The organism is Lactobacillus sp. ESL0246 (assembly GCF_003692965.1).
Classification (GTDB): Bacteria; Bacillota; Bacilli; order Lactobacillales; family Lactobacillaceae; genus Lactobacillus.
In genome coordinates, this window is the sequence record NZ_REHC01000006.1 from 310,614 (window position 1) to 326,841 (window position 16,228).

Genomic DNA, 16,228 nt, shown 5'->3' on the forward strand with positions numbered 1-16,228 from the left:
CAAAATGAAGCAAATCAAAACTTATGAAAATAAAAATATTCTGGTTCTTGGATTAGGAAAAAGTGGTTTTGCAGTTAGTAAGCTACTCCTTAAACTTGGGGCTAAATTAACATTAAATGATCAAGCGGATCTGACAAATAACGAACATGCAAAAAAATTACGTGATCTTGGGGTTCGCATTATTAGCGGAACTCATCCTGTTAATTTGTTTGACCATGAGCAGTTTGATTTTTTGGTTAAAAACCCTGGAATTTCGTATGATAATCCGATGGTAAAAAAGGCGCAAGAAGTTGCGATACCAATTATTACAGAACCACAGATTGCTTTAAATGTAAGCGATACACCATATGTCGGAGTCACGGGGTCAAATGGTAAAACAACGACTGTAATGCTTACACAGCAAATCCTTGACCATCATTTGAAAAAGTACGGGCACCATGCATATGCCGTTGGAAATATCGGTGTCCCAATTTCTGAAGTTGTTCTTTATTCAACTAAAGATGATATTCTAGTAGTTGAATTATCTAGTTTTCAACTATTAGGTGTAAGAGATATTAAACCCAAAGTGGCAGCAATTGTTGATATTTATAATAATGTACATCTTGATTATCATAGATCATTTAGCAACTACGTGAATGCTAAGTTAAACATCACCAAAACTCAAACTTCTGAGCAATATTTTTTGGCAAATTATGATCAAAAAGATATTTTGATTCAGGAAAAAGATGCTTCTAAAGCACATATTTTGACTTTTTCAGAAAAAGAAGATGCAGCCGATTTCTTTATTGCAGATGGTTATTTGCAAAGCAAAAAAGAAAAAATTATAAAGACGAGTGACATGAAGTTACCAGGACTTCATAATCAGCAGAATGCTTTAGTTGCTAGTGCAATTTCTTTGATAATGGGTGCTAACCTTGATGATATTCGTACTACATTAGCATCTTTTGCAGGTGCTAAACATCGTTTACAATATGTGATGACTCTTGAAGGGCGCCAGGTTTATAATGATTCTAAATCAACCAATATCGAAGCCGCATCAGTAGCAATTCCTTCTTTTAATGAACCAGAAGTTTGGATAGCTGGAGGGCTAGATAGAGGTTTTGATTTTGATGAACTTGTTCCACTTATAAAAAAACATGTTAGAGTTGCTGTTTTGTATGGTGAAACTAGGTATTTATTGGCAGATGCTGCTCGTAAAGCTGGCGTTGAACAAATTATTATTAAAGATACTTTACAAGAAGCAGTACCTGAAGCATATCAGGTTAGTGAATCTGGTGATGTCTTGTTATTTTCTCCAGCTTGTGCCTCTTGGGATCAATTTAGAACATTCGAAGAACGCGGCGATTATTTTATAAAATTTATTAAGGAACTGAAGACTAAATAAAATGAGAGTTATTTTTACAGGTGGTGGAACTGGTGGCCACATTTATCCGATTATGGCAATTATTGAAAGGTTAAAGGAGCGTAAATTAGCAACAAATGATGAAATTTTGTTTGTTGGAACAAAAAACGGTTTAGAAGCTAAGATTGTTCCAGATGCTGGTGTTAATTTTAAAACAATTGAAATTCAAGGGTTCAGTCGCAAACATATAATGACTAACTTTTCAACACTTAAAATGTTTGTTAGGGCAACTAAAACTGCCAAAAAAATCATTAGTGAATTTAAACCAGATGTTGTTATGGGGACAGGTGGCTATGTCAGTGGCGCGCTTGTCTTTGCAGCTGCAAAAATGAATATCCCAACAATGATTCATGAATCAAATTCAGTGGTTGGTATTGCTAACAAATTTTTGGGCCATTATGTTGATAAAATTTGCTACACTTTTGATGATGCTGCTAAACAATTCACTGAAAAGAAAAAGTTGGTGAAAACTGGGAATCCGCGCTCTCAACAGGTACTAAGTTTATTTTCCGAAGATTATAATATTCGCTCGTCACTAAATTCTCCAAGACCAACGGTGTTGATTTTTGGAGGTTCACGAGGAGCCTTGGCTATTAATAAAATAATGCTAAAGTCCATAATAAAGTTAAAACATAAGCCATATCAAACTATCTGGGTAACTGGGATGCTTTATTATGATAAAGTTAGAGCAAAATTGACCGGCATTGATTATGGAGATAATATAAAAATCTTACCGTACGTCAATGATATGCCTGCATTATTACCAAAAATGACGTGTGTTGTTTCACGGTCTGGAGCAACAAGTATTGCTGAATTTACTGCTCTCGGAGTACCTGCAATTCTCATACCAAGTCCTAATGTAACACATAACCATCAGATGCAAAATGCACTGGATTTAGAAAAAGCTGGAGCTGCCATTGTCATTGCTGAAAATGACTTGAATCCTAATAATTTTATTTCTTCAATTGATCATATTTTACTTGACGGCAAATATGCTAATGCAATGAGTGATGCTTCTAAAAAATTGGGCGTCCCAGATGCTTCAGATCAAGTAATTAAAGTTATGAAAGAAATCTCTAAATAACTGGAATAAGAAGGTGAGGTAGTTGAAAAAAAAACGTGTAACAAAAATTGACCCTCAAGAAAAATTATCACGCTATTTAAACTATCAGTCTAATCAAACTAAGAATAAACAAAGAACCAAGGTTTCTGCCTCGCTTTCTAAATTGCGCAATGAACGTAAGACAGCTCTGGTCAGAAAATTGGGGTTGATTTTTGTTATTTCACTTATTGCACTAATTATGCTTGGTTACTATATTTCGCCTCTAGCAAATGTTAATAGTGTGAAAATTATTGGTGAAACTGATCTTCCTGTAAAAGATGTAGTACAGACATCAGAAATCAAAGCAAGTGATAAGGTAATTGATTATCTTTTACATCAAAGCAATATCAAATATAAATTGATGCGCCATTATCCTGAGATTAAGAGCATACAGATAAATATTAGTAATTTTAACCAGTTAACTTTAAAAATTAACGAATACCAAACAATAGGTTACATAAAAAAAGAGGCGGGATATCGTAAAATTTTAATTAATGGAAATTTAGGATCCCAGTTATTGCCTTGGAATAAAATCAGTCGAAATCAGCCAATTTTTATTGGTTATAATCACGAAGTGTCTTTGAAAAACAATTTACATTTATTTAATAGTTTACCAAAAGAATTTCGTGATCAGATTAAACTTTTAAGTGGAAAGACTAGAAGAAAGTCACAAGTTATTTTCGTCATGAAAGACAATAATGTTATTATTGGTAATATTGACACACTCAAAAGCAAACTAAAGTATTATAATGATATAAAAGATAAAGCTGGAAAAGAAAGTTTAATCGATTTAGAAGTAGGGGCATATAGTCGTCCTTTAACTACAAATGAAAAGAGAGTTTACGGTATTTTGTAGGCTGAAATTATGTTTATTTTATGGTAAAATTTTTGAAAAGATTATCGACGGGGGGTTAATTTTTGGACAATACAAATCTTTTGGTGGGCTTAGATTTAGGAACTACAAGTGTGAAGGCTGTAGTTGCTGAGTCAGGAAAAGTGATTGGTGCAGTAGCGGTACCAAATAAAGGTATGCGACATGGAAACATTGTTGACATCGATGAAACTGCAAGTGCAATTAATAAAGCCTTAAAAGAAATCGCCAAAAAAACTAATGCAAATATTTATCGTGTTGTAACTGGTATTCCAGTAGGAATGTTACAGTTAGAAGCAGCAAGTGATTTGATTAACGTTAGTGATAATGGCCAAGAAGTTGGCAATAATGATGTTAGGCGTGTTATTCGTGCATCAATTCGATCCGCCGTTAAGAATGAACGGGAACCAATTGCTTTTTTACCAAGTCGTTTCTTGATTGATGGCAAAACAGAAGTTGATGATCCGCGTAAAATGATTGCTCACTCACTATCAGTTCAAGGTATTATGCTAACTGCACCAGCTAGTCCTCTGCACAATATAAAAAAGGCAATTGAACGTGCAGGTTATCAAAACAATTTCTTTATACCAACCCCTCTTGCTATTTCTAGTGTAGCCCTTGACGAAAGTGAGCGTACTTTCGGATCTATTATCCTTGAATTAGGTGGAGGTGTAACCACAGCCACTGTCATACACAATGGTCAGATTAAGTATGCCAATATTGACTTTGAGGGCGGTGGTGATATTAGTAATGATATTTCTACTGTTTTAAGTACTTCGAAAAAAGATGCCGATCAATTAAAGTTAGATTATGGTTATGCTGATCCCAATCTTGCCTCTGTTAAGAATAAGTTTGCTGTTAATAGTGTTGGCACTAATGGGCAACAAATGGTTGACGAAGTTTATTTAAGTAAAATTATTAATGCTAGGATTATTCAAATGGTTGATAGAATCAAAAAAGGTTTGGTCAAGCATGATGCATTGAAGTTACCTGGAGGAGTTGTAATTACTGGTGGTAATAGTTTATTACAGGGAACAGATAAAATAATTTCCGATACACTTAATGTAAAAACGCGCATTTATCAGCCAGATCAAATTGGAATGCGTAATCCTGTTTATTCAGCAGCATATGGTATTGTCAACTATGCTTATAAAATGTCTGATATTGATTTTTTAGTTATTGATGCAATTTATGGTAAAAACTCTCTAGGCCAAGTTACTGAATCCGACTCACAACTGACTAAAAATTTAAAAAGAGTGAATACTACAGATGAAACAAAAGTAAAAGAAGAATATAATAGACGTGAGTTGTTGAAGCGAGAACATAAGTCGCAAAGCAAGAAAAAAAATAATACAGATAATAAAGAAAAAGGCATTAAGAGTTTCTTCAAGAAGTTCTTTGATTAAAGGTGGTTAATATAGATGGATTTTACATTTGACTCAGACGACAATAAAAATGCTGTCATCAAAGTCATTGGTGTTGGCGGCGCAGGTGGTAATGCAGTCAATCGGATGATTGATGATGGTGTTCAAGGGGTATCCTTTGTGGCTGCCAATACTGATGTACAAGCTCTTAATAGTAATAAAGCTGAAACCAAAATTCAATTGGGGCCAAAATTAACGAGAGGTTTGGGAGCTGGTTCGCATCCAGAAGTTGGTCAAAAGGCAGCTGAAGAAAGTGAACAAACAATTGAAGATGCACTAAAGGGTGCAGATATGATTTTTATTACAGCTGGAATGGGTGGTGGAACTGGTACAGGCGCAGCGCCAGTTGTTGCCAAAATTGCACGTGAAACCGGAGCGTTAACCGTGGGTGTTGTGACACGTCCTTTTACTTTTGAAGGCCCTAAACGGTCAAAGAACGCTGCTGAAGGAATTTCACAATTAAAACAATATGTTGATACATTAGTTATTATTGCAAATAACCGATTACTTGAAATGGTTGATAAGAAGACTCCGATGATGGATGCCTTTAAAGAAGCAGATAATGTTTTAAAACAAGGTGTTCAAGGTATTTCAGATTTGATTACTTCAACTGATTATGTTAACTTGGACTTCGCAGATGTAAAGACAGTTATGGCTAACCAAGGTGCTGCTTTGATGGGAATTGGTCGTGCTAGTGGTGAAAATAGAACGGTAGAAGCTACTAAATTGGCTATTTCTTCACCTCTATTAGAAGTTTCAATTGACGGTGCTAAACAAGTATTACTTAATATTACTGGTGGTCCTGATTTAACTTTATTTGAAGCTCAAGACGCTTCGGAAATAGTTTCTAAAGCTGCGGGTGACGATGTTAATATCATTTTCGGAACATCTATTAACCCCAACCTAGGTGATGAAGTTGTTGTGACTGTAATTGCAACAGGAATTAGTTCTCAAGCGGAAGAAGAAGCATCTAAACAGTTGCCTGGACGGAGTCATCAAATTAAAGCGGAAGCTGAACAAACAAAAAGTTCAGGTGATAATGTTTCAGCAGTCCCACAACCAACTAGAATGCCACCTTCAGAGCAAGTCAAGACTGCGCCTAAGCATAAGTCAATGGTTGATCCTACAAGCGTATGGGGGTTAAACAGTGAGGATCAGGAAAGCAGAAGAACAACCCCATTAAATCTTGATCAAGATGAAAATCAAAGTCCTTTTGATGTAGATGATCAAAGTAGTATCTCACAAATTGAAACAAGTGCGATGGATGATGATACAGATGATATACCTTTTTTTAAACACCGTGGTGAAAATTAATAGGAGGCAGAAGAATGGCTTTCAGTAAAATAGGTAAATTTTTTGGCGTTTCTGATGATGAGATGATTAATGACGAAGATTATCTTGAAGATCAATCTGTTGATGAAGAGAATACGGCTATTACTAACGGAGTTGATCATGATAAAGTTGTCTCAATTAAATCTGGGATAAGTTCTACTAAAAGTAAGATTGTTCTTTATGAACCGCGTGTGTATTCTGATGCAAAAGATGTTGCTCAAAATCTTTTGAATAATAGAGCTGTGATTATTAACTTTAGTCGCATGGAAGATGCTTCAGCGCGAAGAATTGTTGATTTTATTACGGGTACTGTTTATGCTCTTAGTGGTGAAATTCAACGCATTGGAGATAAGATTTTTTTAGCTACACCACCTAAATTTGTGACTAATGGTAAAATTAGCGATTTAGTTGACAAGAAAGATAACCTAAGTTAATGACAACAGTAATTTATAGTGTAATAACCCTAATTCGGCAACTAATCTGGATATATAGTATTATAATGGTAATTGATGCGATTATGAGTTGGGTTCCAGCTATGAGGAATTCAACTGTAGGTCGGTTAATTGATCGTTTGATTGAACCATATTTGAGTATTTTTCGTAAAGGACCAATTGAAAGCTTATCTAGCTCAACTGGGTTAGATTTATCTTTCATATTAGGACTATTACTACTTTATTTTGTACAAGATCATGTTATCATTTGGATAGCCAATATTTTACTAAGACTAGTTAATTAGGAACATACTATTTTATAAACTTAATAAAGTTAAAGAAGTCTTTTCAGTTGTTACTGGGGTGACTTTTTTTTATAAAAAGAATTTTAAATTCAGGTAGATTGTTGACAAATAAAAGTTCAAAGATTGAATTAAAGTTGGTGAATTATAACGAATTTAGAAAAATTAAAGAGACAGCAACAGTATGCTAAAAATATTTTAAGTCAATATGAACAGTCTGATCACAAGTTTAATAACAAGATAATTAGTTTTTTTAATAATGTTGTGTTTAGGAATGAAATCATTTTGACTGATTTTCTTGATCCTGGACAAATTGCAATGCTAAAAGCAATAGCAGGGACTGAAATTTATGTTCAAGAATATGGTGGTTACAATAGAGCTGAAAAAAGGAGGCTCTATTTAACTCCAAAAAAGTCTAAACGATCAATTTTCGATTTTCAAATTGCGATTTGTCAAATTAATTATCCATCAAAATTTGCTCAATTAAATCATAGCATGATATTAGGGACTCTAGCCAATGCCGGTGTTGAAACTGATACTTTTGGTGATATAATCACGGATGGTAACGGAAATTGGCAATTTATGGTTAAAAAAGAGCTATTGCCTTTTTTTGAGAAGGAAATTAATAGAATTGGCCAAACCAAAGTGGAAATTAAGTCAGTTAAACTTTCTCAAGTGTTATTGCCAAAAGATAATAGTAAGGAAGTAGTAATTATCACATCTTCTCTTAGGATTGATGCAGTTCTTTCTGGAATTAGTGGTCATAGTCGAAGACAAATGAAGGATGCTTTTGCAAATAATTTAATTAAATTAAATTGGCATTATGTGATTGATTCTAATATAATAGTAAAAAAAGATGATATTCTAAGTTTGAGATTTTTTGGTAGAAGTCAAATTTTAGATATTTTAATAACTCGAAAAGGTAAATACAAGGTGGTGCTGAAACTTTGGCAAACAAAGAAACACAGAAGAAATTAACTCCAATGGATATTCATGATGTGGAATTTAAAAAAAGAGGATTAAGTGGTTATGATAGACATGATGTTGATCAGTTTCTAGATCAAATTGTTGATGATTATGGTGATACTCTTGATCAAACTGTAGATTTAAAAAATGAAATATTGCAATTGAAGCAAAAACAAAGTGAGGCACAGCAACAAATTGATAGTTTGAATAAACAAGTAGCAGACTACCAAAGAGTTCAACGAGCTGCACAAGAAACAATTGCCCAGGCCCAGGTAAGGGCGCGACAAATTGTTGATGAAGCTACGCAAAATGCTAACGATCAAATTGCTCAAGCTAAGGTCGACACTGATTATCAAAAACAGCAACTTCAAACAATTAAGGCCGATTATAAACATGTTAAAGAAGAAGTGGCAAGTTATCGAAGCTACATTCAAAAGTTATTGCAGCAAGCAATTGATAATTTAAACGATGAACAGTGGCAAAAAGCACTTGATAAATATTTTGGAACTGAGCGCTTCTATCCACAAGATGGTGGGGAACCGTTAACTTTAACTTCTGCTGAGGAAGATGTTGATGACGAAGATGATGAGGTTGACAATGATAACCCAAATGAAGTAAACTTTGGTGAAGACATTGATAATGATGAGCCGCGCCCAATGGAGGGCGATAGTTCTAATAATACAACGATCGATGTGCACGATAATGATTCAGGAGCAAATTCATTTATTTTTCCTGATGATTATAAGAATCACAATTAATAGACCGATAGTAAAATTGAGGTAGACTCAGCGAATTAGCGATGGTGGGAGGCTAGTCAAAGATACCATAGATTGATCAGCTGTCTTATTGGTTTATTGCGTCATTGCACGATATGCAATTATAAGTGGAGCTTAATAAGCTCAATTTAGGTGGTACCACGATTAAAAGCTCGCCCTAATTTTTAGGGTGAGTTTTTTATATAGAAAGGAATCCAAATGAAAGTAAAAGATACATTAAATTTAGGTAAAACCAAATTTAAGATGCGGGGAAATCTTCCGGTTCGTGAAGTAGAGTGGCAAAAGAGTTGGGACGAAAACAGGTTATACGAGCAACGATTAAAACTAAATGCGGGCAAGCCAAGATTTGACTTGCATGATGGCCCACCATTTGCTAATGGCAATATTCATATGGGACACGCTCTAAATAAAGTTTCCAAAGATATTATTGTTCGTTTCAAAAACATGAGTGGACATTATGCTCCGTTTGTGCCAGGATGGGATACTCATGGTCTACCAATTGAACAACAATTGGCAAAACAGGGCATAAAACGTGAAAAAATGAGTCGTTCAAAGTATCGCCAATTGTGTCAAGACTACGCAAATAAGGAAATTAAAAAGCAAATGGCTGACTTTAAGCGTTTAGGAGTCATGGCTGATTGGGATCATCCATATATTACTTTACAACCAGAATATGAAGCAACAGAAATTCGCCTATTTGGTAAAATGTATGAAAAAGGCTTTATTTATAAGGGTAAAAAGCCAGTTTATTGGTCACCATCGAGTGAATCTACCTTGGCTGAAGCAGAAGTCGAATATCATGACATCGAATCTCCCTCGATTTATATTTCATTTCCTGTCAAAGATGGTAAAGGAATTCTAAGCGAAAAAGATACTTATTTTGTAATTTGGACGACGACTCCATGGACCATCCCTTCTAATCAAGGTATTACTGTTAATCCAGCTTTTGATTATTCAGTTGTTAAGGTTGACAATAAAAAATATGTCATTGGTACCCAACGGCTAAGTACCGTTGCTGAAATACTTGGTTGGAAAGATTACCAAATTGTTCAACATCTGAAGGGAAGCGATATGGATCGAATGTTAGCAACACATCCTCTTTATGGTCAAGATGTGTTACTAATGAATGCTATGCATGTAACTGCAGATGATGGAACAGGATTAGTCCATACAGCATCTGGGTTTGGTGAAGATGATTATAATGTTGCCCAAAAATATGGGTTACCGGTATTTAGTCCGATGAACAATAAAGGATGCTTTACTGATGAGATTCCTGATCCTGATTTAGTTGGTATTTTTTATGCTGATGCTAATAAAATTGTTAGTGAAAAGCTAAAAAAATCTGGTAATTTATTAAAATTAAGTTACTTTACTCACTCTTATCCACATGATTGGCGGACAAAAAAGCCAGTGATTTATCGAGCAACAACACAATGGTTTGCTTCAATTGATAAATGTCGTGAACAAATTCTCAGTCAAATTAATCAAGTTGATTTTAAGCCTTCATGGGGTAAATTACGTTTGCATAATATGATTAAGGATCGTGGCGACTGGGTAATTTCTAGGCAACGTGCATGGGGAGTACCACTACCTATATTTTATGCAGAGGATGATACACCAATTGTTACACCTCAAACGATTGAACATATTGCACAAATCTTTGAAAAAGAGGGATCGAATGCCTGGTACAAATATAGTGCTAAAGACTTGTTACCAGAAGGCTTCACATCTGAACATTCTCCCCATGGAGAATTTAGAAAGGAAACTGATATCCTTGACGTTTGGTTTGATTCAGGGTCATCTCATCAAGCAGTGATGGCTAAAAGACCAGATTTGCACTTTCCAGCGGATTTATATCTTGAAGGTAGTGATCAATACCGTGGTTGGTTTAATTCAAGTTTAATTACTTCGGTTGCAACAACTGGAAAAGCTCCGTATCATTCAATTTTATCTCAAGGATTCGTACTAGATGACAAGGGACATAAAATGTCTAAGTCTTTAGGCAATGTTATTGCGCCTAGTGATATCATTAAAAAAATGGGCGCAGAAATTATCAGGCTTTGGGTTGCTTCAGTTGATGCTACCTCTGACGTAGCCGTTTCACAAGAAATTTTGAGTCAAACTTCTGAAAGTTACCGTAAAATTAGAAACACCTTTCGTTATTTACTTGCAAATACAAATGATTTTGATCCTATAAAAGACCGAGTTGATTATCAAGAATTAAATTCAATTGATCAATATCTAGAGGTTAGATTAAATGATTTAGTTGAGAGTTGTTTAAAAAGTTATGAATTATACGATTTTAACATGGTATATAAACGTGTCTTTGCATTTATTTCGAACGATTTATCGGCTTTTTATTTAGATTTTGCTAAGGACGTCTTATACATTGAAGGTAAAAATAGTCATGCTAGACGTTCAATGCAAACTGTAATTTATGATGCAGCAGTTAAATTAGCAAAAATTTTAACTCCAATTTTGCCACACACTATGGAAGAAATTTGGACATTTTTAAAAGAAAAAGAAGACTACATTCAACTTTCTGAAATGCCAGTTGTTGAACAATATGATAATCGTGATAAACTATTATCATATTGGAATATTTTTATGGACTTGCGCGATGATGTTCTCAAAGCGCTTGAAGAAGCACGTAATAAAAAATTGATTGGAAAGTCATTTGAAGCTGCTGTAACAATATATCCAACTGAAAAAGTTATGAATGCCCTAAAACAATTGGATGCAGATTTTAGACAGATATTAATTGTTTCTAAATTAATAATTGCTCAGGATAATGCACCTACAGAAGCAGAACAATTTTCAAGTGCCTCAATAATTGTTAAACGTGCTGATGGAGAAGTATGTCCACGTTGTCGAATGATTAGAACAGATATTGGTAAAGATAACGATTTGTCAATGATTTGTGGTCGGTGTGCTGCAATTGTTAAGTCTGAGTTTCCAGAAGCAATTCAAGAAGGATTAGAAGAATAATGCGTTTAGGAATAGTCAAACAGTTTGATCAAAATAGCAGTTTTGGTTTTATTGAAGACGAACAGAATCATAAATCCTATTTTGTTTTTTATACTGCGATTAAAGAAGAGGGTTATCGCAGGCTTCAAGTGGGACAAAAGGTCAAATACCAACTTGCGCAAGGTAAAAACGGATTACAATGTGTTAATGTATATTTAGCCGATGTTTAGGAAAGAGAATAAATGGATTTAACAGAAACCGAAATTTCTACAAAACAAATTTTTTCGGGTCGAATTGTTGACCTTTCAGTTAAGACAATTAGATTACCTAATGGTGAGACTGCTACTAGAGAAGTGGTAAAACATCAGCCAGCAGCAGCGGCTATTGCAGTTAATAACAAGCAGGAAATGCTTCTAGTTGAGCAATGGCGAGAACCGATAAAGGAATTAACTTTAGAAATTCCAGCAGGCTTAATTGATAAAAAGGATGCAAGTCCTTTGGATGCAATGAAACGGGAATTAAATGAAGAGGGAGGCTATCATGCAGACTATTGGGAGCCAATCACCGAATTTTATTCTTCACCTGGATTTACTGATGAAAAGTTATATCTATTTTATTGTGATACATTGACAAAAGTAACTGACAAATTACCTCTTGACGACGATGAGTTTTTAACAGGACATTGGTATAATTTAGAAGAATTAAAGCGGTTAATCTCTCAAGGAAAGATTGTTGATGCTAAAACCTTATATGCAATGAGTGTATGGGAAAACATGCTGTTAACTGGTGCTAACACAAAGGAATAAGATGACTGAAAAGCGTTCTGATTACCGTAAAAAAATCAAACACAAGAAAAATAAACAATTTTTAAATTCAATTAAGACCGCATTTGAGGATAATGAAGTTGATGTTAATCCTGCATTTACAAGAGAAACAGAAAAAGACTCTTCAGTAAGCGAATCTGTGGGACGACGCGAAAGTCAGCAATACAGTAGGACTCAGGATATTAATCAACTTTCTGAAGAAAAAGGATTACGACTTAAGCGAAAATTAAATCATGCAATTTTAATTGTGTTGACTCTGATAATTTTGGTATTATTTGCGTTATTTCACTTATAATAGATGCGAGGGGAAAATGAAAATAGCAATAGTTGTCCCAATGGAAATTGAGGCAGAATATTATCGTAAATATTTTCACTCTGGTAGCAGGAAAATGTTCGGATCGACAGTATTCGAGCATTTTTACGTTAATCAGAATGATATTTATCTGGGACTTAGTGGTATTGGTAAGGTTCAAGCGGCTATCAATTTAACTTGCTTACTGAGCCAAGTAAATATAGATTTAATATTAATGACTGGAACCGCTGGGTCATTACAGCAAGAAGTTCATCAAGGAGATTTGGTTATTGCTAAAACTTTTTCTTATCATGACGCGCATAATACACTTGCTGGAGATTATGTTGAAGGTCAAATTCCTGGAGAGCCAGCTGTTTTTGATCTAGATTCATGTGAACGAAATAATTTTATTCAGTTTATCCATGAACAAAATTTATCCTATCAAGAGGGGCTAATTGTAACAGGTGATTCATTTATTGGTTCTCAAGAGCAAAAAGATCAAATTAAAAGTAATTTTCCAAATGCTTTAGGTGTAGAAATGGAGGGTGCAGCCTTTGCCCAAGTCTGTCATCATTTCAAGAAACCGCTCATTGCTATTCGGGCAATCTCAGATAATGGTGATGATGGTGCAAATGATGATTTTGATTTATTTGCCCAAAAATCTGCCGCCAAGGCAGCCAAGATAATTTGTAAATACCTGGAGAAGATGAAATAGTTCATGAAAGAAATCTATTTAGATAATGCCGCAACGACACCAATGTCTCCCAAAGTAATTGAGAAAATCACTACTGAAATGAAGAATAATTTTGGTAATGCTTCTAGTACCTATGAAATAGGTCGTAAGGCGAGACATACAATTGATCAGGCACGATCAAAAATTGCGGCTTCAATTAATGCTGCAGATAATGAAATTGTGTTTACATCAGGGGGGTCAGAAAGCAATAATACTGCCATATTAGGTATTGCACACAGCAAAAAAAACAATGGGAGCCGAATTATTACTACTAAAATTGAGCATCCTTCTGTTTTAGAACCAATGAAACAACTTGAAAAAGAAGGATATGACGTTACTTATTTGGACGTTGATTCTGATGGGCGTATTTCACTTGATCAATTGCAAACAGCGTTAACACCTGAAACAATTTTGGTTTCTGTGATGGCAGTTAATAATGAAATCGGAACAATTAATCCACTTATTAAAATTGGTTCTATCGTAGCTAAAAGCAATGCGTACTTCCACGTTGACGCTGTACAAGGACTCGGAAATATAGAGATCGATGTTAAACAGATGAAGATAGATTTATTGTCAACATCAGCTCATAAGATTAATGGTCCGAAGTTCTTAGGATTTTTATATGAAAATTCGCAAGTTGAATTACCTCCTTTAATTCTTGGTGGTGAACAGGAAACTAAGAGGCGAGCCGGTACCGAAAATGTTCCAGGGATTGCTGGATTTGGCGAAGCAGTCGAAGAAATTACAACAATTGATAAGGCTGAATTACAGGCTAAATACCGATATTTTCAAAAATTGGTTTTGTTTGAGCTTGACCAAGCTGGAGTTAGTTATGAAATTAACGGTGGCGTTAAAGAATATTGCTCACATCATATTCTGAATTTGCACATTAATGGAGTTTCTACAATTTTACTTCTGACTAGTCTTGATTTAGCTGGTTTTGCAATTTCGGGAGGTTCTGCTTGTACTGCTGGCTCACTTGAGCCATCACATGTTTTGCAAGCTATGTTTGGTTCAAACTCACCACGAATAGATGAATCAATTCGAATATCATTTGGACGATATAATACTGCGAAAGAGATTAAGTCTTTTGCACTTCAGTTAGCAAAAATTGCTTGCAAGTTACAAACAAGAGAAAAATGATTGCTTTATTTTTTAAAATCACTTATTATTTGTAAGAGGGAGATAAATTATGGCAAATATAGCGATAATTAATGGTGATAATCGTAAGTTTACACTTAGTCCTGATTTAAAACTTTATGCGTTGATTGATGTAGGATTTGTGAAGACTAAACGGGGTAATTTCAATTATGAGCATCCGTTATACAATGATTCTCCATACAATGCGCCCACTAAGTTGAAAATGACGATTGATAAAGACATGATGCATTTAACAATGGTTGTGACTGATCGTAATGGTTTAAAGAAAGTTAATATTTTTAAGAATAAACAATTAGCGCCTACAGTTGAACTGTTGAATTATATTCTTAAAGATTTGGAAGAACGCAAAATTATTATTCCAGTAAAGGATTGATTGAAAGTGGCAAAAAAAGCCAGAGTAGTTGTCGGAATGAGTGGCGGAGTGGATTCTTCCGTTTCAGCTTTGCTCCTTAAAGAGCAGGGGTATGATGTTATCGGAGTCTTTATGAAAAATTGGGACGATACCGATGATGCTGGAGTATGTACAGTAACAGAAGATTATGAAGATGTTAAAAAAGTGGCGGATCAAATTGGCATTCCCTACTATTCAATTAACTTTGAAAAAGAATACTGGCAACGTGTATTCGAGTATTTTTTAAAGGAATATAAGCGTGGAAGAACTCCCAATCCAGATATAATGTGTAATAGCCAAATCAAGTTTAAGTCTTTTTTAGAATTTGCTATGAACTTGGATGCTGACTACATTGCAATGGGGCACTATGCCAAAACGGCAACAGATCAAAACGGTATTACTCATATGATGAGACCTAAAGATGGCAACAAAGATCAAACATATTTTTTGAGTCAACTTAGTCAACAACAAATTAGTCGGGTGATTTTTCCTTTAGCTAATTTAACTAAACCTCAAGTTCGTGAGATTGCAATCAAGAGTGGGTTAGCTACAGCTAAGAAAAAAGATTCTACTGGAATTTGCTTTATTGGTGAAAGGAATTTCCGTAAATTTTTGAGTGAATTTTTACCAGCACAATCTGGTAAGATGGTTACTCCTGAAGGCAAAATTGTCGGAGAACATGCAGGTTTAATGTACTATACAATCGGTCAGCGTTCGGGTTTAGGTCTTGGTTCAACTAAAGAATCAACAGCTCCTTGGTTTGTTGTTGGTAAAGACTTGAAAAACAATGAACTGATTGTTGAGCAGGGCTATGACAGTGAGCTGTTATATGCGACTCAGCTTGAAGCAAGTCAAATGTCATTTTTTACAGGTCAACCAAACCACGACTTTAAGATGCGCTGTACTGCAAAATTTCGTTATCGTCAGCCTGATGTCAGTGTAAATGTTCATTATCACTCTAAGACTAATACAATAACTGTCTATTTTGATGAGCCTGCACGGGCGGTTACTCCAGGACAAGCCTTGGTACTATATGATGGCGAAGAATGTTTAGGCGGTGGCAACATTGATTGTGCCTATCAAAATGGGTGTAAGCTTCAATTAGTTTAATTTAAATGAATAAAAAGAGTAGTGTGTCTAAATGGGGTTTTAAAATGTTTTTTAACTTTTGAAATTTCTTAAGAGTACTGCTCTTTTTTCTTTAATTAAGTCTTTTTATTTTAATTTGATAAAATGATAAACTAAAACAGTAAC

Annotated in this window: 17 protein-coding genes; all 17 read left to right on the plus strand. The window is 34.7% G+C overall.

Going from position 1 to position 16,228, the window contains the following annotated elements; translation table 11 throughout:
* The first annotated feature begins 4 nt into the window (after nucleotides 1-4).
* The 17 genes from murD to mnmA all read left to right on the plus strand — a co-directional run bounded on the left by murD (nucleotide 5) and on the right by mnmA (nucleotide 16,084).
* Entirely contained in the window at nucleotides 5-1,384 is a 1,380-nt protein-coding gene (gene murD / locus F5ESL0246_RS03290; protein WP_122018088.1) for a UDP-N-acetylmuramoyl-L-alanine--D-glutamate ligase, read from the plus strand.
* A 1-nt stretch (nucleotide 1,385) separates the two neighbouring features.
* On the plus strand, nucleotides 1,386-2,486 hold the full coding sequence (gene murG / locus F5ESL0246_RS03295) for an undecaprenyldiphospho-muramoylpentapeptide beta-N-acetylglucosaminyltransferase (RefSeq protein ID WP_122018089.1): 1,101 nt from the start codon (nucleotides 1,386-1,388) through the stop codon (nucleotides 2,484-2,486).
* Nucleotides 2,487-2,508: 22 nt separating this feature from the next.
* The gene (locus F5ESL0246_RS03300) at nucleotides 2,509-3,360 is read left to right on the plus strand and encodes a cell division protein FtsQ/DivIB (RefSeq protein WP_122018090.1); all 852 of its coding nucleotides are present in this window, start codon (nucleotides 2,509-2,511) and stop codon (nucleotides 3,358-3,360) included.
* Between the two features lie 62 nt (nucleotides 3,361-3,422).
* Nucleotides 3,423-4,781 carry a cell division protein FtsA gene (ftsA, locus tag F5ESL0246_RS03305; protein ID WP_122018091.1) on the plus strand — a complete coding sequence of 453 codons (1,359 nt, stop codon included), beginning with the start codon at nucleotides 3,423-3,425 and terminating at the stop codon, nucleotides 4,779-4,781.
* A gap of 15 nt (nucleotides 4,782-4,796) precedes the next feature.
* Nucleotides 4,797-6,113: a cell division protein FtsZ gene (ftsZ, locus tag F5ESL0246_RS03310; RefSeq protein ID WP_122018092.1), complete on the plus strand. Its 1,317-nt coding sequence runs from the start codon at nucleotides 4,797-4,799 to the stop codon at nucleotides 6,111-6,113.
* 14 nt (nucleotides 6,114-6,127) lie between these two features.
* Entirely contained in the window at nucleotides 6,128-6,565 is a 438-nt protein-coding gene (locus F5ESL0246_RS03315) for a cell division protein SepF (RefSeq protein WP_122018093.1), read from the plus strand.
* Nucleotides 6,565-6,867 (plus strand): YggT family protein, encoded by a 303-nt coding sequence (locus F5ESL0246_RS03320; protein WP_122018094.1) that lies wholly within the window; start codon nucleotides 6,565-6,567, stop codon nucleotides 6,865-6,867. The genes F5ESL0246_RS03315 and F5ESL0246_RS03320 overlap by 1 nt, the downstream gene beginning before the upstream one ends.
* Before the next feature lie 261 nt (nucleotides 6,868-7,128).
* Entirely contained in the window at nucleotides 7,129-7,842 is a 714-nt protein-coding gene (locus F5ESL0246_RS03325) for an RNA-binding protein (RefSeq protein WP_233559206.1), read from the plus strand.
* The gene (locus F5ESL0246_RS03330; protein ID WP_122018096.1) at nucleotides 7,812-8,588 is read left to right on the plus strand and encodes a DivIVA domain-containing protein; all 777 of its coding nucleotides are present in this window, start codon (nucleotides 7,812-7,814) and stop codon (nucleotides 8,586-8,588) included. Before F5ESL0246_RS03325 ends, F5ESL0246_RS03330 begins: the two co-directional genes overlap by 31 nt.
* A gap of 216 nt (nucleotides 8,589-8,804) precedes the next feature.
* Nucleotides 8,805-11,594 (plus strand): isoleucine--tRNA ligase, encoded by a 2,790-nt coding sequence (ileS, locus tag F5ESL0246_RS03335; RefSeq protein WP_122018097.1) that lies wholly within the window; start codon nucleotides 8,805-8,807, stop codon nucleotides 11,592-11,594.
* A complete protein-coding gene (locus F5ESL0246_RS03340) occupies nucleotides 11,594-11,803 on the plus strand; it encodes a cold-shock protein (RefSeq protein ID WP_122018098.1) in 210 nt (69 codons plus the stop codon). Before ileS ends, F5ESL0246_RS03340 begins: the two co-directional genes overlap by 1 nt.
* 12 nt (nucleotides 11,804-11,815) lie before the next feature.
* Nucleotides 11,816-12,379, plus strand: coding sequence for an NUDIX hydrolase (locus tag F5ESL0246_RS03345; RefSeq protein ID WP_122018099.1), 564 nt, complete (start codon nucleotides 11,816-11,818; stop codon nucleotides 12,377-12,379).
* A gap of 1 nt (nucleotide 12,380) precedes the next feature.
* Nucleotides 12,381-12,692: a hypothetical protein gene (locus tag F5ESL0246_RS03350; protein WP_122018100.1), complete on the plus strand. Its 312-nt coding sequence runs from the start codon at nucleotides 12,381-12,383 to the stop codon at nucleotides 12,690-12,692.
* Nucleotides 12,693-12,708: 16 nt separating this feature from the next.
* Entirely contained in the window at nucleotides 12,709-13,404 is a 696-nt protein-coding gene (locus F5ESL0246_RS03355; RefSeq protein ID WP_122018101.1) for a 5'-methylthioadenosine/adenosylhomocysteine nucleosidase, read from the plus strand.
* Between the two features lie 3 nt (nucleotides 13,405-13,407).
* Complete coding sequence (locus tag F5ESL0246_RS03360) at nucleotides 13,408-14,565, plus strand: cysteine desulfurase family protein (RefSeq protein WP_122018102.1); 1,158 nt, start codon at nucleotides 13,408-13,410, stop codon at nucleotides 14,563-14,565.
* A gap of 49 nt (nucleotides 14,566-14,614) precedes the next feature.
* Nucleotides 14,615-14,956, plus strand: coding sequence for a DUF1831 domain-containing protein (locus F5ESL0246_RS03365; protein WP_122018103.1), 342 nt, complete (start codon nucleotides 14,615-14,617; stop codon nucleotides 14,954-14,956).
* Nucleotides 14,957-16,084, plus strand: a complete 1,128-nt coding sequence (gene mnmA / locus F5ESL0246_RS03370; protein WP_122018104.1) for a tRNA 2-thiouridine(34) synthase MnmA — start codon at nucleotides 14,957-14,959, stop codon at nucleotides 16,082-16,084.
* The last annotated feature ends 144 nt before the right edge of the window (nucleotides 16,085-16,228 follow it).

Excerpts from the sequence above, each read along its gene's own strand:
- murD (WP_122018088.1), top strand. The coding sequence starts at position 5 with ATGAAGCAAATCAAAACTTATGAAAATAAAAATATTCTGGTTCTTGGA.
- murG (WP_122018089.1), top strand. The coding sequence starts at position 1,386 with ATGAGAGTTATTTTTACAGGTGGTGGAACTGGTGGCCACATTTATCCG.
- ftsZ (WP_122018092.1), top strand. The coding sequence starts at position 4,797 with ATGGATTTTACATTTGACTCAGACGACAATAAAAATGCTGTCATCAAA.
- F5ESL0246_RS03315 (WP_122018093.1), top strand. The coding sequence starts at position 6,128 with ATGGCTTTCAGTAAAATAGGTAAATTTTTTGGCGTTTCTGATGATGAG.
- F5ESL0246_RS03320 (WP_122018094.1), top strand. The coding sequence starts at position 6,565 with ATGACAACAGTAATTTATAGTGTAATAACCCTAATTCGGCAACTAATC.
- ileS (WP_122018097.1), top strand. The coding sequence starts at position 8,805 with ATGAAAGTAAAAGATACATTAAATTTAGGTAAAACCAAATTTAAGATG.
- F5ESL0246_RS03340 (WP_122018098.1), top strand. The coding sequence starts at position 11,594 with ATGCGTTTAGGAATAGTCAAACAGTTTGATCAAAATAGCAGTTTTGGT.
- F5ESL0246_RS03345 (WP_122018099.1), top strand. The coding sequence starts at position 11,816 with ATGGATTTAACAGAAACCGAAATTTCTACAAAACAAATTTTTTCGGGT.
- F5ESL0246_RS03350 (WP_122018100.1), top strand. The coding sequence starts at position 12,381 with ATGACTGAAAAGCGTTCTGATTACCGTAAAAAAATCAAACACAAGAAA.
- F5ESL0246_RS03355 (WP_122018101.1), top strand. The coding sequence starts at position 12,709 with ATGAAAATAGCAATAGTTGTCCCAATGGAAATTGAGGCAGAATATTAT.
- F5ESL0246_RS03360 (WP_122018102.1), top strand. The coding sequence starts at position 13,408 with ATGAAAGAAATCTATTTAGATAATGCCGCAACGACACCAATGTCTCCC.
- F5ESL0246_RS03365 (WP_122018103.1), top strand. The coding sequence starts at position 14,615 with ATGGCAAATATAGCGATAATTAATGGTGATAATCGTAAGTTTACACTT.